This window comes from Shigella sp. FC1661 (genome assembly GCF_001712525.1).
GTDB lineage: Bacteria > Pseudomonadota > Gammaproteobacteria > Enterobacterales > Enterobacteriaceae > Escherichia > Escherichia coli.
In genome coordinates, this window is the sequence record NZ_MDGW01000333.1 from 1 (window position 1) to 21,170 (window position 21,170).

Genomic DNA, 21,170 nt, shown 5'->3' on the forward strand with positions numbered 1-21,170 from the left:
ATCAGCGCGCACGTTCACCCTCACCCTAACCCTCTCCCTCAAGGGAGAGGGACCGATCGAACACAAATTTTGAGAGATATCTTCTTCTGTCTTGTAACAGAAGAACAGAAAATCGGGCTTTTGCGCCTGAATATTGCGGAGAAAAAGCATGGCCGGGAATGACCGCGAGCCAATTGGACGCAAAGGGAAACCGACGCGTCCGGTCAAACAAAAGGTAAGCCGTCGTCGTTACGAAGATGACGATGATTACGACGATTATGATGACTATGAGGATGAAGAACCGATGCCGCGCAAAGGTAAGGGCAAAGGCAAAGGGCGTAAGCCTCGTGGCAAACGCGGCTGGCTATGGCTACTGCTAAAACTGGCTATCGTTTTTGCCGTGCTGATCGCCATTTACGGCGTTTATCTCGATCAAAAAATTCGTAGCCGTATTGATGGCAAGGTCTGGCAACTGCCTGCGGCAGTTTATGGCCGAATGGTCAATCTTGAGCCAGATATGACCATCAGCAAGAACGAGATGGTGAAGCTGCTGGAGGCGACTCAGTATCGTCAGGTGTCGAAAATGACCCGTCCTGGCGAATTTACCGTGCAGGCCAACAGCATTGAGATGATCCGCCGTCCGTTTGATTTCCCGGACAGTAAAGAAGGGCAGGTGCGTGCGCGTCTGACCTTTGATGGTGATCATCTGGCGACCATCGTCAATATGGAGAACAACCGTCAGTTCGGCTTTTTCCGTCTTGATCCGCGTCTGATCACCATGATCTCCTCGCCAAACGGTGAGCAACGTCTGTTTGTGCCGCGCAGTGGTTTCCCTGATTTGCTGGTGGATACTTTGCTGGCGACAGAAGACCGCCATTTCTACGAGCATGATGGGATCAGCCTCTACTCAATTGGGCGTGCGGTGCTGGCAAACCTGACCGCAGGTCGCACGGTGCAGGGTGCGAGTACGCTGACGCAACAGCTGGTGAAAAACCTGTTCCTCTCCAGCGAGCGCTCTTACTGGCGTAAAGCGAACGAAGCCTACATGGCGCTGATCATGGACGCGCGTTACAGCAAAGACCGTATTCTTGAGCTGTATATGAACGAGGTGTATCTCGGTCAGAGCGGCGACAACGAAATCCGCGGCTTCCCGCTGGCAAGCTTGTATTACTTTGGTCGCCCGGTAGAAGAGCTAAGCCTCGACCAGCAGGCGCTGTTAGTCGGTATGGTGAAAGGGGCGTCCATCTACAACCCGTGGCGTAACCCGAAACTGGCGCTGGAGCGACGTAATCTGGTGCTGCGTCTGCTGCAACAGCAACAGATTATTGATCAAGAACTCTATGACATGTTGAGTGCCCGTCCGCTGGGGGTTCAGCCGCGCGGTGGGGTGATCTCTCCTCAGCCAGCCTTTATGCAACTGGTGCGTCAGGAGCTGCAGGCAAAACTGGGCGATAAGGTAAAAGATCTCTCCGGCGTGAAGATCTTCACTACCTTTGACTCGGTGGCCCAGGACGCGGCAGAAAAAGCCGCCGTGGAAGGCATTCCGGCACTGAAGAAACAGCGTAAGTTGAGCGATCTTGAAACTGCGATTGTGATCGTCGACCGCTTTAGTGGTGAAGTTCGTGCGATGGTGGGAGGTTCTGAGCCGCAGTTTGCGGGCTACAACCGTGCGATGCAGGCGCGTCGTTCGATTGGTTCCCTTGCAAAACCAGCGACTTATCTGACGGCTTTAAGCCAGCCGAAAATCTATCGCCTGAACACGTGGATTGCCGATGCGCCAATCGCGCTGCGTCAGCCGAATGGCCAGGTCTGGTCACCGCAGAACGATGACCGTCGTTATAGCGAAAGCGGCAGAGTGATGCTGGTGGATGCGTTGACCCGTTCGATGAACGTGCCGACGGTAAATCTGGGGATGGCGCTGGGGCTGCCTGCAGTTACGGATACCTGGATCAAACTGGGCGTACCGAAAGATCAGCTGCATCCGGTTCCGGCGATGCTGCTGGGGGCGTTGAACTTAACGCCAATCGAAGTGGCGCAGGCGTTCCAGACCATCGCCAGCGGTGGTAACCGTGCACCGCTTTCTGCACTGCGTTCGGTAATCGCGGAAGATGGCAAGGTGCTGTATCAGAGCTTCCCGCAGGCAGAACGCGCTGTTCCGGCGCAGGCGGCGTATCTGACACTATGGACCATGCAGCAGGTGGTACAACGTGGTACGGGTCGTCAGCTTGGGGCGAAATACCCGAACCTGCATCTGGCAGGGAAAACAGGGACTACCAACAATAACGTAGATACTTGGTTTGCAGGCATTGACGGCAGCACGGTGACCATCACCTGGGTAGGCCGTGATAACAACCAGCCGACCAAACTGTATGGAGCCAGCGGGGCAATGTCGATTTATCAGCGTTATCTGGCTAACCAGACGCCAACGCCGCTGAATCTTGTTCCGCCAGAAGATATTGCAGATATGGGCGTGGACTACGACGGCAACTTTGTTTGCAGCGGTGGCATGCGTGTCTTGCCGGTCTGGACCAGCGATCCGCAATCGCTGTGCCAGCAGAGCGAGATGCAGCAGCAGCCGTCAGGCAATCCGTTTGATCAGTCTTCTCAGCCGCAACAGCAACCTGCTCAGCAAGAGCAGAAAGACAGCGACGGTGTAGCCGGTTGGATCAAGGATATGTTTGGTAGTAATTAACATCTAAGCGTGAAATACCGGATGGCGAGTTGCCATCCGGTAAAATAACATCCCATCTAAGATATTAACCCTTTCTTTTCATCTGGTTGTTTATTAACCCTTCAGGAACGCTCAGATTGCGTACCGCTTGCGAACCCGCCAGCGTTTCGAATATTATCTTATCTTTATAATAATCATTCTCGTTTACGTTATCATTCACTTTACATCAGAGATATACCAATGGCGCGTTCCAAAACTGCTCAGCCAAAACACTCACTGCGTAAAATCGCAGTTGTAGTAGCCACAGCGGTTAGCGGCATGTCTGTTTATGCACAGGCAGCGGTTGAACCGAAAGAAGACACTATCACCGTTACCGCTGCACCTGCGCCGCAAGAAAGCCCATGGGGGCCTGCTGCAACTATTGCGGCGAAGCACTCTGCTACTGCGACTAAAACGGATACACCAATTGAAAAAACGCCGCAGTCTATTTCGGTTGTGACAAATGAAGAGATGCAGATGCATCAATTTCAGTCTGTAAAAGAAGCATTAGGTTATACACCTGGCGTTACGGTTAGCAGTCGTGGTGCTTCTAATACATATGATTTTGTTATCATTCGTGGTTTCTCATCTGTTGGTCTGAATCAAAATAATTACCTTGATGGACTAAAACTTCAGGGCAACTTTTATAACGATGCTGTGATTGATCCTTACATGCTCGAGAGGGTTGAACTGATGCGTGGGCCGACGTCTGTTCTCTATGGAAAAAGTAATCCTGGTGGGATTATTTCTATGGTGAGTAAGCGTCCGACCACTGAACCCCTGAAAGAAATTCAGTTTAAAATGGGGACGGATAATCTGTTTCAGACCGGATTCGATTTCAGTGATGCACTGGATGATAACGGTGAGTTCTCTTACCGTTTGACGGGCCTCGCTCGCTCAACAAACGAACAGCAGAAAAACTCTGAATCTCAGCGTTATACCATTGCTCCATCATTCTCATGGCGTCCAGACGACAAAACCAATTTTACTTTCCTGTCCTATTTCCAGAATGAACCAGAAACGGGTTATTACGGTTGGTTGCCGAAAGAGGGGACCGTTGAGCCATTGCCTAATGGTAAGCGTCTACCGACTGACTTCAATGAAGGTGCATCGAATAATACATACTCCCGTAACCAGAAAATGGTGGGATATAGTTTTGAACATGGTTTTAATGACACCTTCACCGTGCGTCAGAATCTGCGTTTCAGTGAAATGAAAACCTCACAGAAAAGTGTTTATGGCACAGGGATTGCTGGTGATGGTCATACCCTAAACCGCGGGACAGTGGTGGATAATGAGCGTCTACAAAACTTTAGCGTTGATACCCAACTTGAAAGTAAGTTTGCTACAGGTGACGTCGAGCATACTTTGCTGACAGGGGTAGACTTCATGCGGATGCGTAATGATATCAATGCCAGCTTTGGATCCGCACCATCCATCGATCTTTATAACAAATATCACCCTGAATACTTTGCATTTGGTAGCGCAGAGCCATACCAGATGAATGAAAGCAAACAAACAGGTATTTATGTTCAGGATCAGGCGGAATGGAATAAATGGGTATTCACTCTGGGGGGACGCTACGATTGGTCTAAGCAAGCGACCACTGTTCGTGAAAACTCTTATACGCCGACTGAAGGTTATATTGAGCGCAATGATCATCAGTTCACCTGGCGCGGTGGTGTAAATTACTTATTCGATAATGGTATTTCACCTTACTTTAGCTATAGCCAGTCCTTTGAACCGAGTGCTTTCGATCTGTGGAGCAACCCACGCATTTCCTATAAGCCATCGAAAGGTGAACAGTATGAAGCTGGCGTAAAATATGTTCCGAATGATATGCCGGTCGTTGTTACGGGCGCAGTCTATCAATTGACGAAAACAAATAACCTGACAGCAGACCCAACAAACCCATTAGCGCAAGTCCCAGCAGGTGAGATTCGCGCTCGTGGTGTGGAACTTGAAGCAAAAGCGGCGTTAAATGCCAATATTAACTTGACGGCTTCTTATACCTACACCGATGCGGAATACACCAAAGACACCAATCTCAAAGGTAAAACTCCAGAACAAGTACCGGAGCATATGGCATCTCTCTGGGGGGATTATACCTTCAATGAAGGGCCGCTTTCTGGTTTAACATTGGGAACAGGTGGTCGTTTTATTGGTTCCAGCTATGGTGATCCGGCAAACACTTTTAAAGTGGGTAGCGCAGCTGTAATGGATGCTGTTGTAAAATATGATCTGGCACGCTTTGGTATGGCGGGATCCAGCCTTGCTGTGAACGTCAACAATTTGCTCGATCGTGAGTATGTTGCCAGTTGCTTCCAGACTTATGGCTGCTTCTGGGGCGCAGAACGTCAGGTCGTTGCAACCGCAACCTTCCGTTTCTAATTTCTCTTTTGGGGCACGGATTTCCGTGCCCATTTCACAAGTTGGCTGTTATGCAGGAATACACGAATCATTCCGATACCACTTTTGCACTGCGTAATATCTCCTTTCGTGTGCCCGGGCGCACGCTTTTGCATCCGCTGTCGTTAACCTTTCCTGCCGGGAAAGTGACCGGTCTGATTGGTCACAACGGTTCTGGTAAATCCACTCTGCTCAAAATGCTTGGCCGTCATCAGCCTCCGTCAGAAGGGGAGATTCTTCTTGATGCCCAGCCGCTGGAAAGCTGGAGCAGCAAAGCGTTTGCCCGCAAAGTGGCTTATTTGCCGCAGCAGCTTCCTCCGGCAGAAGGGATGACCGTGCGTGAACTGGTGGCGATTGGTCGTTACCCGTGGCATGGCGCGCTGGGGCGCTTTGGGGCGGCAGATCGCGAAAAAGTCGAGGAAGCTATCTCGCTGGTTGGCTTAAAACCGCTGGCGCATCGGCTGGTTGATAGTCTCTCTGGCGGCGAACGTCAGCGGGCGTGGATCGCCATGCTGGTGGCGCAGGATAGCCGTTGTCTGTTGCTCGACGAACCGACCTCGGCGCTGGATATCGCCCACCAGGTTGATGTGCTGGCGCTGGTGCACCGTTTAAGTCAGGAGCGTGGCCTGACGGTCATTGCCGTGTTGCACGATATCAATATGGCGGCACGCTACTGTGATTATCTGGTCGCCCTGCGCGGTGGTGAAATGATTGCTCAGGGAACGCCTGCGGAAATTATGCGCGGCGATACCCTCGAAATGATTTATGGCATCCCGATGGGTATTTTGCCGCATCCGGCGGGTGCTGCACCTGTGAGTTTTGTTTATTGATGAGCGGCTTACCTCTTATTTCGCGCCGTCGACTGTTAACGGCGATGGCGCTTTCTCCGTTGTTATGGCAGATGAATACCGCCCACGCGGCGGCTATTGATCCCAATCGTATTGTGGCGCTGGAGTGGTTGCCGGTGGAATTACTGCTGGCGCTCGGCATCGTGCCTTACGGCGTGGCGGATACCATCAACTATCGCCTGTGGGTCAGCGAACCACCATTGCCGGACTCAGTGATCGACGTCGGTTTGCGCACAGAACCTAACCTTGAACTGCTGACCGAAATGAAACCGTCGTTTATGGTCTGGTCGGCAGGATATGGCCCTTCAGCAGAAATGCTGGCACGTATTGCGCCGGGGCGTGGATTTAACTTCAGCGACGGCAAACAGCCGCTGGCGATGGCGCGTAAATCACTGACGGAAATGGCAGATTTACTTAACCTGCAAAGCGCAGCAGAAACGCATTTAGCGCAATATGAAGACTTTATCCGCAGCATGAAACCCCGCTTTGTGAAGCGTGGTGCACGCCCGTTATTGCTGACGACGCTTATCGATCCGCGCCATATGTTGGTCTTCGGTCCAAACAGCTTGTTCCAGGAAATTCTTGATGAGTACGGCATCCCAAATGCCTGGCAAGGGGAAACCAACTTCTGGGGCAGTACCGCCGTCAGTATCGATCGTCTGGCAGCGTATAAAGACGTTGATGTGCTCTGTTTTGATCACGACAACAGCAAAGACATGGATGCGCTAATGGCAACCCCGCTGTGGCAGGCCATGCCGTTTGTCCGCGCTGGACGCTTTCAGCGCGTACCCGCAGTCTGGTTTTATGGTGCGACGCTCTCGGCAATGCACTTTGTGCGCGTTCTGGATAACGCCATCGGAGGTAAAGCGTGAGTAAACGAATTGCGCTTTTCCCGGCGTTATTGCTGGCGCTGCTGGTGATTGTCGCTACGGCGCTGACCTGGATGAACTTTTCGCAGGCGCTGCCGCGTAGCCAGTGGGCGCAGGCCGCCTGGTCGCCGGATATTGACGTCATCGAGCAGATGATTTTTCACTACAGCTTGCTGCCGCGTCTGGCTATTTCGCTGCTGGTGGGCGCAGGCCTGGGGCTGGTGGGCGTGCTGTTTCAGCAAGTGCTGCGTAATCCGCTGGCGGAACCGACGACACTTGGCGTTGCTACAGGCGCGCAACTGGGGATTACCGTCACTACGCTCTGGGCGATCCCAGGGGCGATGGCGAGTCAGTTTGCTGCGCTGGCGGGCGCTTGCGTTGTTGGCTTAATTGTCTTTGGCGTCGCGTGGGGGAAACGGCTTTCGCCGGTAACGCTGATCCTCGCGGGGCTGGTAGTGAGCCTTTATTGTGGGGCAATCAATCAGTTACTGGTTATCTTCCACCATGACCAACTGCAAAGCATGTTCCTGTGGAGCACCGGAACGCTGACGCAAACCGACTGGGGCGGTGTTGAGCGTTTATGGCCGCAGTTGCTGGGCGGTGTGATGCTGACGTTGCTGCTACTTCGCCCGTTAACCCTGATGGGGCTTGATGATGGCGTGGCGCGCAATCTCGGGCTGGCCTTGTCGCTCGCGCGTCTGGCGGCGCTGTCGCTGGCGATTGTCATCAGTGCGCTGCTGGTGAACGCGGTGGGGATTATCGGCTTTATCGGGTTGTTTGCGCCGTTGCTGGCAAAAATGCTGGGGTCGCGGCGTCTGCTGCCGCGACTGATGCTGGCGTCGTTGATTGGTGCGCTGATCCTCTGGCTTTCCGATCAAATCATCCTCTGGCTGACTCGCGTGTGGATGGAAGTGTCCACCGGTTCGGTCACTGCGTTGATCGGTGCGCCGCTGCTACTGTGGCTGTTGCCGCGTTTACGCAGCATTAGCGCGCCGGATATGAAGGTCAACGATCGTGTCGCGGCTGAACGCCAACATGTGCTGGCGTTTGCCCTCGCGGGCGGCGTGCTGCTGTTGATGGCTGTGGTGGTGGCGCTGTCGTTTGGTCGTGATGCGCACGGCTGGATGTGGGCGAGCGGGGCGTTGCTCGATGATTTAATGCCCTGGCGCTGGCCGCGAATTATAGCGGCGCTATTTGCGGGCGTCATGCTGGCGGTGGCGGGCTGTATTATTCAGCGACTGACCGGCAACCCGATGGCAAGCCCGGAAGTGCTGGGGATTAGCTCCGGCGCAGCGTTTGGCGTGGTACTGATGCTGTTTCTGGTACCGGGTAATGCTTTTGGCTGGCTGTTACCCGCGGGAAGTATCGGTGCCGCGGTGACGCTGTTGATTATTATGATCGCCGCCGGGCGCGGTGGATTTTCCCCACACCGCATGTTACTGGCGGGGATGGCGTTAAGTACCGCATTCACCATGCTTTTAATGATGTTGCAGGCGAGTGGTGACCCGCGAATGGCGCAAGTGCTCACCTGGATCTCTGGTTCGACCTACAACGCCACCGATGCGCAGGTCTGGCGTACCGGAATTGTGATGGTGATTTTGCTGGCGATTACCCCGCTGTACCGCCGCTGGCTGACCATTTTACCTCTGGGCGGTGATACCGCACGAGCTGTGGGAATGGCGCTGACGCCGACGCGAATTGCGCTGCTGCTGTTAGCGGCTTGCCTGACGGCGACCGCGACGATGACTATTGGACCGTTGAGTTTTGTTGGTTTAATGGCACCGCATATTGCGCGGATGATGGGTTTTCGACGGACGATGCCACACATCGTAATTTCGGCGCTGGTGGGTGGTTTACTGCTGGTATTCGCTGACTGGTGTGGGCGGATGGTGCTGTTTCCATTCCAGATCCCGGCGGGGCTGCTGTCGACCTTTATCGCGCGCCATATTTTATCTATTTGTTGAGAAAGCAGAGCCGTTAATTGAGTGCCTCGCCCGGTGGGCGAGGCAAAATTATCACAACTTCGCAAATACCCGACGTGCAGCATCGATGGTGTTATTGATATCTTCCATGCTGTGCGCCACAGACATAAAGCCCGCTTCAAACGCTGACGGTGCCAGGTAAACACCTTCGTCCAGCATCATATGGAAGAAACGCTTAAAGCGTTCCACGTCACAGGCCATCACATCCTGATAGCACGTCACGGACTCGGCGTCGGTAAAGAAAATACCGAACATGCCGCCAACGTGGTTAACGACCAGCGGAGTTCCGGCTTCTTCTGCCGCTTCCAGCAGACCTTCTGCCAGACGTGTTGTCAGCTCATCCAGCGTTTCGTGAACGCCCGGCTGCGCGACTTCATTCAGACAGGCGAAACCCGCTGCCATCGCAATCGGGTTACCGGAAAGCGTACCCGCCTGATAGACCGGACCCGTCGGGGCCAGCGCATCCATTACATCACGACGACCACCGAATGCGCCTACCGGCATTCCACCGCCGATGATTTTGCCGAGGCAGGTTAAATCTGGCACTACGCCGTAATAATCCTGTGCGCCAGCCAGTGCCACGCGGAAGCCGGTCATCACTTCATCGATGATCAGCAACGTGCCAAATTCGTCGCACAGCGCACGCAGACCTGGCAGGAACTCTGGCTGCGGCGGAACACAGTTCATATTGCCTGCCACCGGCTCGACGATAATACAGGCAATCTCTTGCGGGTATTGCTCAAACGCGGCGCGTACAGAAGCCAGATCGTTATAAGTACAGGTTAAGGTATGTTTGGCGAAATCTGCCGGAACACCCGGCGAGTTTGGCTGGCCTAACGTGAGTGCGCCAGAACCGGCTTTCACCAGCAGGCAGTCAGCGTGACCGTGGTAACAACCTTCAAATTTAATGATTTTGTCGCGACCGGTAAAACCACGGGCCAGGCGGATGGCGCTCATGGTCGCTTCAGTGCCGGAGTTCACCATGCGTACCATATCCATGGTCGGGACCAGTTCGGTCACCAGTTGCGCCATTTTCACTTCCATTTCGGTCGGTGCACCAAAGCTTAAACCACGCTCGGCGGCTTCAATCACGGCATTGCGGATAGCCGGATGGTTATGGCCCAGCACCATCGGCCCCCAGGAACCGACATAATCGATATAGGCTTTGCCATCAACATCGTACAGATAAGCGCCGTCCGCTTTTTCGATAAACAGTGGAGTGCCGCCCACGCCAGTAAAGGCGCGAACAGGGGAGTTCACACCGCCAGGGAGCAGCTCGCGCGCTGCGCTGTAAAGATTTTCAGACTTACTCATGGAGGGTTCCTGATTCGTAGAAAAAGTGAATGGCTGCTATTCTATGTTATTCATAACAAGTTAAATACTCGTCAAACATCAGGCTGCTTGTACTGGTGCAATCCTGATTTCTTAGAGTATAAAAGTTTTGTGCATTTGAAACATTACGCTTTGCAAAGGATTTTCATGGAACGCGCGAGTAAAATGCCGTCATCTTATTTGTATGACCAATAAGTGATCATTGGATGAAAACTGATACTCCCTCTTTAGAAACACCGCAGGCCGCGCGCCTACGACGCAGACAACTGATTCGCCAACTTCTTGAGCGCGATAAAACCCCGTTAGCCATTTTGTTTATGGCGGCAGTCGTCGGCACGCTTGTCGGGCTGGCAGCGGTTGCTTTTGACAAAGGTGTCGCCTGGTTGCAGAACCAACGTATGGGGGCGCTGGTACATACTGCTGATAATTATCCGCTTCTGTTAACCGTCGCTTTTCTCTGTTCGGCGGTGCTGGCGATGTTCGGCTACTTTTTGGTGCGCAAATACGCGCCGGAAGCAGGTGGTTCGGGGATCCCGGAAATTGAAGGGGCGCTGGAAGATCAACGTCCCGTTCGCTGGTGGCGTGTGTTGCCGGTGAAATTCTTTGGCGGGCTGGGGACACTCGGCGGAGGCATGGTGCTGGGGCGCGAAGGGCCAACCGTGCAGATCGGCGGCAATATCGGTCGCATGGTACTCGATATTTTCCGCCTGAAAGGTGATGAAGCTCGCCATACGCTGCTGGCAACCGGTGCTGCTGCGGGGCTGGCTGCGGCCTTTAACGCGCCGCTGGCGGGTATTTTGTTTATTATCGAAGAGATGCGTCCGCAGTTTCGCTATACGTTAATTTCGATTAAAGCGGTATTTATTGGCGTCATTATGTCGACCATTATGTACCGGATTTTTAATCATGAAGTTGCGTTGATTGACGTCGGTAAACTTTCTGATGCGCCGCTTAATACGCAGTGGCTTTATCTGATCCTCGGTATTATTTTTGGCATTTTCGGCCCTATTTTTAATAAATGGGTGCTGGGGATGCAGGATTTGCTGCACCGTGTGCACGGCGGCAATATTACCAAATGGGTGCTAATGGGCGGTGCGATTGGCGGTCTGTGTGGATTGCTGGGGTTTGTGGCACCAGCAACGTCGGGCGGCGGTTTTAACCTGATTCCTATCGCTACCGCAGGGAATTTCAGCATGGGAATGCTGGTGTTTATCTTCGTCGCGCGGGTCATTACCACCTTACTGTGCTTCTCTTCCGGCGCGCCGGCGGTATTTTTGCCCCGATGCTGGCGCTGGGTACTGTGCTGGGAACCGCTTTCGGAATGGTTGTCGTTGAGCTGTTTCCGCAATATCACCTTGAGGCGGGGACTTTTGCTATTGCCGGAATGGGGGCGTTACTGGCGGCATCTATTCGCGCGCCGTTAACGGGGATCATTTTGGTTCTGGAGATGACCGATAACTACCAGCTCATTTTGCCAATGATTATTACCGGTCTTGGCGCAACACTATTAGCGCAATTTACCGGCGGGAAACCGCTATATTCGGCGATTCTTGCGCGCACGCTGGCAAAACAGGAAGCTGAGCAACTGGCGCGAAGCAAGGCCGCATCAGCCAGCGAGAATACTTGAACGAAATACCAGGGTATTAGATAATGGCGATTATTATTGGGTTAGAATTTGCCCAATTGCCGATGTCGTTTGGAGCAAAATATGAGTGATGACGTAGCACTGCCGCTGGAGTTTACCGACGCAGCAGCCAACAAAGTTAAAAGCCTGATCGCTGACGAAGATAACCCGAATCTGAAATTACGCGTGTATATCACCGGTGGCGGTTGCAGCGGCTTCCAGTATGGTTTCACCTTTGATGATCAGGTGAACGAAGGCGATATGACCATCGAAAAACAGGGCGTTGGCCTGGTGGTTGATCCGATGAGCCTGCAATATCTGGTCGGTGGTTCCGTTGACTATACCGAAGGACTGGAAGGTTCTCGTTTCATCGTGACCAACCCGAACGCGAAAAGCACCTGCGGTTGCGGTTCTTCCTTTAGCATCTAATCTGTTGTTCATGTGCCGGATAAACTATCCGGCACATCTTCTCTCTTCAACGCCCATTCTCATCCAGCGCAAACGTCGGTAGCTTAAGATGCCAACGAATAGCCGCCAGCCGAATCAATAGCGTCACGACCATGCCCATCATACTGGCTGTTTCCAGTGGTACGGAAAATGTGTAATAAGCCGTAGCGTGGACAATACCGCCGATAATACAGGCAGTTGCGTAGATTTCTGTACGTAAAATCATGGGGATTTCGCGGGCCAGTACATCACGAATGATCCCGCCGCCAACGCCAGTAATGACGCCCATACAAACCGCGATTAACGGACCGGCTTCCGCATTAAAGGCTTTATTCACGCCAATGCCGACAAACACCGCCAGACCAACGGCGTCCAGCACCGGCAACATCCATTTTGGTAAGCGTCTTGGCTGGCGCACCAGCACGATGGTCAGCATGCTGGTTACCATTGCAACGACCAGATCGGTGGGATCTTTCACCCAAAATACCGGGCCGTGATCCAGCGCCATGTCGCGAATTGTCCCGCCGCCTACAGCGGTAACCACGCCCAGCACCAGAACACCAAAAGGGTCCATACGCAATTTTCCGGCTAACAAAACGCCGGAGATGGCAAATACCGCTGTGCCGACTATATCCAGCCAATAGACGAGCATTGTTCAATCCCCACTGAGCACCTAAAAAGGTCAGGCGCTAATCTACCTGTGAAAGCGCATTACAGAGCTGTTGTGCAGCGAGGATAATACGTGGGCTTGCACGTCAAACCAGTCACTCGTGAGAGGAATAACGGGAATTTTGAGCTGTTCACCCCAGTATTGTTTGATTTTAGGAATTTGGTCCGGTCCGCCTGTAATGACAATCGCCTGTGGCGAGCGTGCTAACACCTGTTCGCGGCTAACTTGCGGCCAAGGAACCCGGCTGTCTTTAAAGATGTTTTCTCCGCCACAAACTTCGAGTACCTGGTTTTGAATCGACTCTTTTCCACTGGTAAATGGCGGATTAATGCCGAATTGCAGAAAAACACGTTTTTTAGGTTTACCAGCATATTGCGCTTTCAATTGCGCGTACTGATCCAGCAGGGATTGCGCGGCTTGTTCGGCCTTATCCGGTTGCGGACTCCAGGGGGCCAGTTGACGTAACGCATTGGCAATTTGTTCAATGCTTGTCGCATCGACCCACATCACTTTTATTCCCAGCGAAGCCAGCTGGTCAACCTGCCGCTCGGCATTACCTCCACGCCAGGCAATCACCAGATCGGGTTTCAGCGCGACAATGCGTTCCAGATTCATCCCCTGCCAGGTGGAAACCTGCTCAATCTTTTGCGCTTGTGGAGGATAGTCGGAATAGCTGCTGACCCCAACCGGCGTGATCCCGGCGGCAAAGGCAAGTTCAGTGTTGGCGGGAGAAAGCGTGATGACGCGCGGTGCCGCGTTGAGCCACAGTGGCGCGAGAAAAGACAGGGCGACCAGCGCCCTGAACAGTGACTTAGCCATGTGCCAGTTTCTGCACCAGTGACTCAACCATCAGGCTGGACTGTTTAGCGGCAACAGCCAGGAACTCATCGAAGCTAAGATGAGACTGTTGATCGGCCACGTCGGAGATGGCGCGTACGACAACAAACGGGACGTTGAAATTGTGGCAGACATGGGCGATTGCCGTCGCTTCCATCTCTACAGCAATGGCCTGTGGGAAGTTGTGGCGGATTTTCGCCAGACCAACAGAACCGTTGATGAAAGCGTCGCCGCTAACAATCAGGCCACGTACAGCGTTAAGATTCAGTTCGGCAATGCAGGCCTCAGCGGCAGCGATCAGTTTATCGTCAGCTTTAAAGCCTGCCGGACAGCCTGGTAACTGACCGTATTCATAACCAAATGCCGTGACATCCGCGTCGTGATAACGTGCTTCGTCCGAGACAACGATATCGCCCACTTTCAACGTTGGTGCCAGGCCACCGGCAGAACCGGTGTTAATAATCACATCTGGCTTGCAGTGTTCCAACAGCAAAGTGGCACCCAGCGCCGCAGCGACTTTACCGATGCCCGATTTCAGAAGCGCAACCTCGGTTCCATTCAGTTGGCCGGTATAGATTTCGCAACCGCCGAGACTGATAGTTTGACGATTTTCGATTTTGTCACGCAGCAGCGTAACTTCTTCTTCCATTGCACCAATGATGCCGATTTTCATAGATTTACTCGCGATAAGCCCGATTTGAAGGCATAGTTTACCATGCGCTTACGGGGAAGCGTGGGAGAGGACATGGCACAGATTGATTTCCGAAAAAAAATAAACTGGCATCGTCGTTACCGTTCACCGCAGGGCGTTAAAACCGAACATGAGATCCTGCGGATCTTCGAGAGCGATCGCGGGCGTATCATCAACTCTCCGGCAATTCGTCGTCTGCAACAAAAGACCCAGGTTTTTCCACTGGAGCGCAATGCCGCCGTGCGCACGCGTCTTACCCACTCGATGGAAGTCCAGCAGGTGGGGCGCTACATCGCCAAAGAAATTCTAAGCCGTATGAAAGAGCTTAAATTACTGGAAGCATACGGCCTGGATGAACTGACCGGCCCCTTTGAAAGCATTGTTGAGATGTCATGCCTGATGCACGATATCGGCAATCCGCCGTTTGGTCATTTTGGCGAAGCGGCGATAAATGATTGGTTTCGCCAGCGTTTGCACCCGGAAGATGCCGAAAGCCAGCCTCTGACTGACGATCGCTGCAGCGTGGCGGCACTACGTTTACGGGACGGGGAAGAACCGCTTAACGAGCTGCGGCGCAAGATTCGTCAGGACTTATGTCATTTTGAGGGGAATGCACAAGGCATTCGTCTGGTGCATACATTGATGAGGATGAATCTCACCTGGGCACAGGTTGGCGGTATTTTAAAATATACCCGTCCGGCGTGGTGGCGTGGCGAAACGCCTGAGACACATCACTATTTAATGAAAAAGCCGGGTTATTATCTTTCTGAAGAAGCCTATATTGCCCGGTTGCGTAAAGAACTTAATTTGGCGCTTTACAGTCGTTTTCCATTAACGTGGATTATGGAAGCAGCCGACGACATCTCCTATTGTGTGGCAGACCTTGAAGATGCGGTAGAGAAAAGAATATTTACCGTTGAGCAGCTTTATCATCATTTGCACGAAGCGTGGGGCCAGCATGAGAAAGGTTCGCTCTTTTCGCTGGTGGTTGAAAATGCCTGGGAAAAATCACGCTCAAATAGTTTAAGCCGCAGTACGGAAGATCAGTTTTTTATGTATTTACGGGTAAACACCCTAAATAAACTGGTACCCTATGCGGCACAACGATTTATTGATAATCTGCCTGCGATTTTCGCCGGAACGTTTAATCATGCATTATTGGAAGATGCCAGCGAATGCAGCGATCTTCTTAAGCTATATAAAAATGTCGCTGTAAAACATGTGTTTAGCCATCCAGATGTCGAGCAGCTTGAATTGCAGGGCTATCGGGTCATTAGCGGATTATTAGAGATTTATCGTCCTTTATTAAGCCTGTCGTTATCCGACTTTACTGAACTGGTAGAAAAAGAACGGGTGAAACGTTTCCCTATTGAATCGCGCTTATTCCACAAACTCTCGACGCGCCATCGGCTGGCCTATGTCGAGGCTGTCAGTAAATTACCGTCAGATTATCCTGAGTTTCCGCTATGGGAATATTATTACCGTTGCCGCCTGCTGCAGGATTATATCAGCGGTATGACCGACCTCTATGCGTGGGATGAATACCGACGTCTGATGGCCGTAGAACAATAACCAGGCTTTTGTAAAGACGAACAATAAATTTTTACCTTTTGCAGAAACTTTAGTTCGGAACTTCGCGCTATAAAACGAATCTGAAGAACACAGCAATTTTGCGTTATCTGTTAATCGAGACTGAAATACATGAAAAAAACCACATTAGCACTGAGTGCACTGGCTCTGAGTTTAGGTTTGGCGTTATCTCCGCTCTCTGCAACGGCGGCTGAGACTTCTTCAGCAACGACAGCCCAGCAGATGCCAAGCCTTGCACCGATGCTCGAAAAGGTGATGCCTTCAGTGGTCAGCATTAACGTAGAAGGTAGCACAACCGTTAATACGCCGCGTATGCCGCGTAATTTCCAGCAGTTCTTCGGTGATGATTCTCCGTTCTGCCAGGAAGGTTCTCCGTTCCAGAGCTCTCCGTTCTGCCAGGGTGGCCAGGGCGGTAATGGTGGCGGCCAGCAACAGAAATTCATGGCGCTGGGTTCCGGCGTCATCATTGATGCCGATAAAGGCTATGTCGTCACCAACAACCACGTTGTTGATAACGCGACGGTGATTAAAGTCCAGCTGAGCGATGGCCGTAAGTTCGACGCGAAGATGGTCGGCAAAGATCCGCGCTCTGATATCGCGCTGATCCAAATCCAGAACCCGAAAAACCTGACCGCAATTAAGATGGCGGATTCTGATGCACTGCGCGTGGGTGATTACACCGTAGCGATTGGTAACCCGTTTGGTCTGGGCGAGACGGTAACTTCCGGGATTGTCTCTGCGCTGGGGCGTAGCGGCCTGAATGCTGAAAACTACGAAAACTTCATCCAGACCGATGCAGCGATCAACCGTGGTAACTCCGGTGGTGCGCTGGTTAACCTGAACGGCGAACTGATCGGTATCAACACCGCGATCCTCGCACCGGACGGCGGCAACATCGGTATCGGTTTTGCAATCCCGAGCAACATGGTGAAAAACCTGACCTCGCAGATGGTGGAATACGGCCAGGTGAAACGCGGTGAGCTGGGTATTATGGGGACTGAGCTGAACTCCGAACTGGCGAAAGCGATGAAAGTTGACGCCCAGCGCGGTGCTTTCGTAAGCCAGGTTCTGCCTAATTCCTCCGCTGCAAAAGCGGGCATTAAAGCGGGTGATGTGATCACCTCACTGAACGGTAAGCCGATCAGCAGCTTTGCCGCACTGCGTGCTCAGGTGGGTACTATGCCGGTGGGCAGCAAACTGACCCTGGGCTTACTGCGCGACGGTAAGCAGGTTAACGTGAACCTGGAACTGCAGCAGAGCAGCCAGAATCAGGTTGATTCCAGCTCCATCTTCAACGGCATTGAAGGCGCTGAGATGAGCAACAAAGGCAAAGATCAGGGCGTGGTAGTGAACAACGTGAAAACGGGCACTCCGGCTGCGCAGATCGGCCTGAAGAAAGGTGATGTGATTATTGGCGCGAACCAGCAGGCAGTGAAAAACATCGCTGAACTGCGTAAAGTTCTCGACAGCAAACCGTCTGTGCTGGCACTGAACATTCAGCGCGGCGACAGCACCATCTACCTGTTAATGCAGTAATCTCACTCAACCCCTTCCTGAAAACGGGAAGGGGTTCTCCTTACAATCTGTGAACTTCACCACAACTCCATACATCTTCATCATCCTTTAGGCATTTGCACAATGCCGTACGTTACGTACTTCCTTATGCTAAGCCGTGCATAACGGAGGACTTATGGCTGGCATCTTGATACCAAAATGGCGCAGGATATCGTGGCACGTACCATGCGCATCATCGATACCAATATCAACGTAATGGATGCCCGTGGGCGAATTATCGGCAGCGGCGATCGTGAGCGTATTGGTGAATTGCACGAAGGTGCATTGCTGGTACTTTCACAGGGACGAGTCGTCGATATCGATGACGCGGTGGCACGTCATCTGCACGGTGTGCGGCAAGGGATTAATCTACCGTTACGGCTGGAAGGTGAAATTGTCGGCGTAATTGGCCTGACAGGTGAACCAGAGAATCTGCGTAAATATGGCGAACTGGTCTGCATGACGGCTGAAATGATGCTGGAACAGTCGCGGTTGATGCACTTGTTGGCGCAGGATAGCCGTTTGCGGGAGGAACTGGTGATGAACCTGATTCAGGCAGAGGAGAATACTCCCGCACTTACTGAATGGGCGCAACGGCTGGGGATCGATCTCAATCAACCGCGAGTGGTGGCTATTGTTGAGGTCGACAGCGGTCAGCTTGGTGTGGACAGCGCAATGGCGGAGTTACAACAACTGCAAAACGCGCTGACTACGCCCGAGCGTAATAATCTGGTGGCGATTGTCTCGCTAACCGAAATGGTGGTGTTGAAACCGGCGTTGAACTCTTTTGGGCGCTGGGATGCAGAAGATCATCGTAAGCGAGTTGAACAACTGATTACCCGCATGAAAGAGTACGGCCAGCTGCGTTTTCGCGTTTCACTGGGCAACTATTTTACCGGTCCTGGCAGTATTGCCCGATCCTATCGTACGGCGAAAACGACGATGGTGGTGGGTAAACAGCGGATGCCAGAAAGTCGCTGCTATTTTTATCAGGATCTGATGTTACCTGTGTTACTCGACAGTTTGCGTGGCGACTGGCAGGCCAACGAACTGGCGCGACCGCTGGCGCGGCTGAAAGCGATGGACAATAACGGCTTGCTGCGACGAACGCTGGCGGCGTGGTTTCGTCACAATGTGCAACCGCTGGCAACGTCAAAGGCGTTGTTTATTCATCGTAATACCCTGGAGTATCGGCTTAATTGTATATCGGAACTGACCGGGCTTGATTTGGGCAATTTTGATGACAGGTTGCTGCTGTATGTGGCGTTACAACTGGATGAAGAGCGGTAGGTTATGCGTTAAGGTTGAGGCGGCGCTGTCTCATTCCCCTCAGCCCGAAGGGGAGAGGGGAATGCCCGAATTAACCGTCAATTCGGGATTATTTACGCGTTAGTTTTTCCAGATCGGCTTCAATCTCGCTGATCTTATTGGTTACGACTGACTCCAGGTGACGTAAGTCGTCGAGGATCTTACGCTTAAGATCAACTTCGCTGCGGTCACGCTGGCAGATTTGATCAAGCTCATCAATGATATACCGTAGATTCGGGCTGATTTCCTGGACTTCTTTATAACCCTGACCCACACCATCAGCGACGACCGTTTTACGCTGACGCGGATATTTAAACTTAACGCTCTTGGCGAAAAACTCGCCTTTGTCTTTCTGGAAATAGATTTTCAGAATATCGTTGTTGGCTTCCTGCCGGAGGCTGTAACGATCAATTTCTTCAGGATTGGTAATACCCAGACTTTTCAGATTGTCGTACATAGCGTTACCTCAAAATGAGTCAGTAAATTGTGCTTATTTTAGCATTTGGCCTGGCCCGCCCGGCTCGACTGTGATCGCAGAAAGCCTTTTTCTTCCAGACTTCTATCATGGCGTAAAAATCAAAAAATTACCTGCTTTATTGTGGTGATAAAATTCACGTTCTACACCAGTTCCAGCATCGTTACTTCCGGGCGGCAGTTCAGACGCAAACCATACAAACTGCCCACGCCACGGGTTGTGTAGATGTGTCGTTCGCCAAAGGCATTTAATCCGGCGACGTAACGTTTATCTTCGACAGGGGCAAAAGGTTCACCAACCAACGGTACGCGCAGTTGCCCGCCGTGAGTATGGCCGCACAGCATCAGATCCCAGGGTTCATCACGCATGACTTCTTTGCTGTCGGGATTATGTGCCAGCATCAGTCTTGGCAGATTTGCTTCGCTGGCGGGAGGTGGTTTGCATTGTCCGGCCCATAAGTCACCGGTGCCTACCAGTTCGAATTGCCTGTTCGGCGTGGCGATCACCGTAGCCTGGTTAAACAACACCGTGATGCCCACTGATTTCAACGTCTCGCCAATTAAGTGATTTTTTTCTGTACCAACAGGGCGATCGTGGTTGCCGAAGCAGGCAAACGTCGGCGCACATTCGGCAAGGGGGGAGAGGACATCACTAAACGCCGAAAAATTCAGCGGCATATCAAATAATACGTAATCGCCGCCCAGTAATATCAAATCGGGCTTTTGTTCTATGCCAAGAGCAATCGCGTCAGAAATCAGGCTTAAAGGAACAAAACGAGAGTAATGGAGATCGGCCAGAAAAAGAATTTTGAATGGTGCTGCGTTGTCTTTAAAAAAGGCGAGGCGGTGACGGATTAATTCAAACCAGCCTGGCTCCCAGTAATGCATATAACCGAAACCTGAGCTCGTGGCTATCGTCGCGGCAGTAGCCTGCAACAATCGGCGGCGTGAAATCATCGCTCATCCCTGCAAAAAAAATCGGGCAGCGTCGTGCTGCCCGTGTGCATACTTTTAGTCGATGGTACGCAGCAGTTCGTTAATGCCGACTTTGCCGCGAGTTTTCGCGTCAACTTTCTTAACGATAACCGCACAGTAGAGGCTGTATTTGCCATCTTTTGACGGCAGATTACCTGAAACAACCACAGACCCCGCCGGAACGCGACCGTAGTGGATTTCGCCGGTTTCACGGTCGTAAATACGGGTGCTCTGACCAATGTATACGCCCATGGAAATGACGGAACCTTCTTCGACAATCACCCCTTCAACTACTTCAGAGCGTGCGCCAATGAAGCAGTTATCTTCAATGATGGTTGGGTTAGCCTGCAGCGGTTCCAGCACGCCGCCGATGCCCACGCCACCGGAAAGGTGGACGTTTTTACCAATCTGCGCACAAGAACCGACGGTCGCCCAGGTATCAACCATGGTGCCTTCATCAACATATGCGCCGATGTTGACGTAAGACGGCATCAGCACGGTGTTACGGGCAATAAACGCACCCTGACGTACCGCCGCTGGTGGCACAACGCGGAAGCCTTCTTTCTGGAAACGTGCTTCGTCGTAGTCGGCGAATTTCATCGGCACTTTGTCGAAGTAGCGGCTTTCTGCCCCTTCGATCACCTGATTATCATTAATACGGAAAGAGAGCAGCACCGCTTTTTTCAACCACTGATGCGTCACCCACTGACCGTCAATTTTTTCCGCTACACGCAGTGCACCGGAATCCAGCAGGGAGATCACCTGATTTACCGCTTCGCGGGTAACGGTGTCTGCGTTGGCTGGCGTGATCTCGGCACGGCGTTCAAAAGCGGTTTCAATAATGTTCTGTAACTGCTGCATTGTTAAACTC

General features: G+C 52.3%; 15 protein-coding genes and 4 pseudogenes. 12 read left to right on the forward strand and 7 right to left on the reverse strand.

What is annotated here, in order from left to right; genetic code table 11:
• Window positions 1-148: 148 nt before the first annotated feature.
• The 5 genes and pseudogenes from mrcB to fhuB all read left to right on the forward strand — a co-directional run bounded on the left by mrcB (window position 149) and on the right by fhuB (window position 8,796).
• Complete coding sequence (mrcB, locus tag BFF42_RS17170) at window positions 149-2,671, forward strand: bifunctional glycosyl transferase/transpeptidase (RefSeq protein ID WP_039058963.1); 2,523 nt, start codon at window positions 149-151, stop codon at window positions 2,669-2,671.
• Between the two features lie 219 nt (window positions 2,672-2,890).
• The gene (gene fhuA / locus BFF42_RS17175; protein WP_000124445.1) at window positions 2,891-5,080 is read left to right on the forward strand and encodes a ferrichrome porin FhuA; all 2,190 of its coding nucleotides are present in this window, start codon (window positions 2,891-2,893) and stop codon (window positions 5,078-5,080) included.
• Window positions 5,081-5,130: 50 nt separating this feature from the next.
• The gene (fhuC, locus tag BFF42_RS17180) at window positions 5,131-5,928 is read left to right on the forward strand and encodes a Fe3+-hydroxamate ABC transporter ATP-binding protein FhuC (RefSeq protein WP_001400473.1); all 798 of its coding nucleotides are present in this window, start codon (window positions 5,131-5,133) and stop codon (window positions 5,926-5,928) included.
• Window positions 5,928-6,818 (forward strand): Fe(3+)-hydroxamate ABC transporter substrate-binding protein FhuD, encoded by an 891-nt coding sequence (gene fhuD, locus BFF42_RS17185; protein WP_000015988.1) that lies wholly within the window; start codon window positions 5,928-5,930, stop codon window positions 6,816-6,818. Before fhuC ends, fhuD begins: the two co-directional genes overlap by 1 nt.
• A pseudogene (gene fhuB / locus BFF42_RS17190) lies at window positions 6,815-8,796 on the forward strand (Fe(3+)-hydroxamate ABC transporter permease FhuB). Before fhuD ends, fhuB begins: the two are co-directional and overlap by 4 nt.
• Before the next feature lie 34 nt (window positions 8,797-8,830).
• On the opposite strand, the gene hemL reads toward fhuB, so the two are convergent.
• Window positions 8,831-10,111 (reverse strand): glutamate-1-semialdehyde 2,1-aminomutase, encoded by a 1,281-nt coding sequence (hemL, locus tag BFF42_RS17195; protein ID WP_000045326.1) that lies wholly within the window; start codon window positions 10,109-10,111, stop codon window positions 8,831-8,833.
• Between the two features lie 165 nt (window positions 10,112-10,276).
• Here hemL and yadX point away from each other — a divergent pair, with 165 nt between their 5' ends.
• From yadX to erpA, 4 genes and pseudogenes are all read left to right on the forward strand, one after another.
• On the forward strand, window positions 10,277-10,324 hold the full coding sequence (gene yadX, locus BFF42_RS27310; protein ID WP_211180485.1) for a protein YadX: 48 nt from the start codon (window positions 10,277-10,279) through the stop codon (window positions 10,322-10,324).
• An 11-nt stretch (window positions 10,325-10,335) separates the two neighbouring features.
• Window positions 10,336-11,756 (forward strand): annotated as a pseudogene (clcA, locus tag BFF42_RS17200) (H(+)/Cl(-) exchange transporter ClcA).
• A 23-nt stretch (window positions 11,757-11,779) separates the two neighbouring features.
• On the forward strand, window positions 11,780-11,845 hold the full coding sequence (gene yadW, locus BFF42_RS17205; protein ID WP_120795373.1) for a small protein YadW: 66 nt from the start codon (window positions 11,780-11,782) through the stop codon (window positions 11,843-11,845).
• Entirely contained in the window at window positions 11,838-12,182 is a 345-nt protein-coding gene (gene erpA, locus BFF42_RS17210; protein WP_001295564.1) for an iron-sulfur cluster insertion protein ErpA, read from the forward strand. Before yadW ends, erpA begins: the two co-directional genes overlap by 8 nt.
• Before the next feature lie 46 nt (window positions 12,183-12,228).
• On the opposite strand, the gene BFF42_RS17215 is transcribed toward erpA, so the two are convergent.
• The 3 genes and pseudogenes from BFF42_RS17215 to mtnN form a co-directional block, all read right to left on the reverse strand.
• Window positions 12,229-12,852 (reverse strand): TRIC cation channel family protein, encoded by a 624-nt coding sequence (locus tag BFF42_RS17215; RefSeq protein ID WP_000964221.1) that lies wholly within the window; start codon window positions 12,850-12,852, stop codon window positions 12,229-12,231.
• A gap of 37 nt (window positions 12,853-12,889) precedes the next feature.
• A pseudogene (btuF, locus tag BFF42_RS17220) lies at window positions 12,890-13,689 on the reverse strand (vitamin B12 ABC transporter substrate-binding protein BtuF).
• Entirely contained in the window at window positions 13,682-14,380 is a 699-nt protein-coding gene (mtnN, locus tag BFF42_RS17225) for a 5'-methylthioadenosine/S-adenosylhomocysteine nucleosidase (protein ID WP_000689844.1), read from the reverse strand. The pseudogene btuF and the gene mtnN overlap by 8 nt, the downstream one beginning before the upstream one ends.
• 72 nt (window positions 14,381-14,452) lie before the next feature.
• On the opposite strand from mtnN, the gene dgt reads away from it, so the two are divergent.
• From dgt to cdaR, 3 genes and pseudogenes are all read left to right on the forward strand, one after another.
• A complete protein-coding gene (dgt, locus tag BFF42_RS17230) occupies window positions 14,453-15,970 on the forward strand; it encodes a dGTPase (RefSeq protein WP_000057110.1) in 1,518 nt (505 codons plus the stop codon).
• A gap of 129 nt (window positions 15,971-16,099) precedes the next feature.
• Window positions 16,100-17,524: a serine endoprotease DegP gene (gene degP / locus BFF42_RS17235; RefSeq protein WP_000753946.1), complete on the forward strand. Its 1,425-nt coding sequence runs from the start codon at window positions 16,100-16,102 to the stop codon at window positions 17,522-17,524.
• A gap of 156 nt (window positions 17,525-17,680) precedes the next feature.
• Window positions 17,681-18,832: pseudogene (gene cdaR, locus BFF42_RS17240) on the forward strand (DNA-binding transcriptional regulator CdaR); the annotation flags it as partial.
• 88 nt (window positions 18,833-18,920) lie between these two features.
• Here the strand turns inward: cdaR and BFF42_RS17245 are convergent.
• From BFF42_RS17245 to dapD, 3 genes are all read right to left on the reverse strand, one after another.
• Complete coding sequence (locus tag BFF42_RS17245; RefSeq protein ID WP_000272188.1) at window positions 18,921-19,307, reverse strand: DUF3461 family protein; 387 nt, start codon at window positions 19,305-19,307, stop codon at window positions 18,921-18,923.
• Between the two features lie 161 nt (window positions 19,308-19,468).
• Window positions 19,469-20,281 carry a phosphodiesterase YaeI gene (gene yaeI / locus BFF42_RS17255; RefSeq protein WP_000625639.1) on the reverse strand — a complete coding sequence of 271 codons (813 nt, stop codon included), beginning with the start codon at window positions 20,279-20,281 and terminating at the stop codon, window positions 19,469-19,471.
• A 54-nt stretch (window positions 20,282-20,335) separates the two neighbouring features.
• Window positions 20,336-21,160, reverse strand: coding sequence for a 2,3,4,5-tetrahydropyridine-2,6-dicarboxylate N-succinyltransferase (gene dapD, locus BFF42_RS17260; RefSeq protein ID WP_001186662.1), 825 nt, complete (start codon window positions 21,158-21,160; stop codon window positions 20,336-20,338).
• Window positions 21,161-21,170 lie beyond the last annotated feature (10 nt).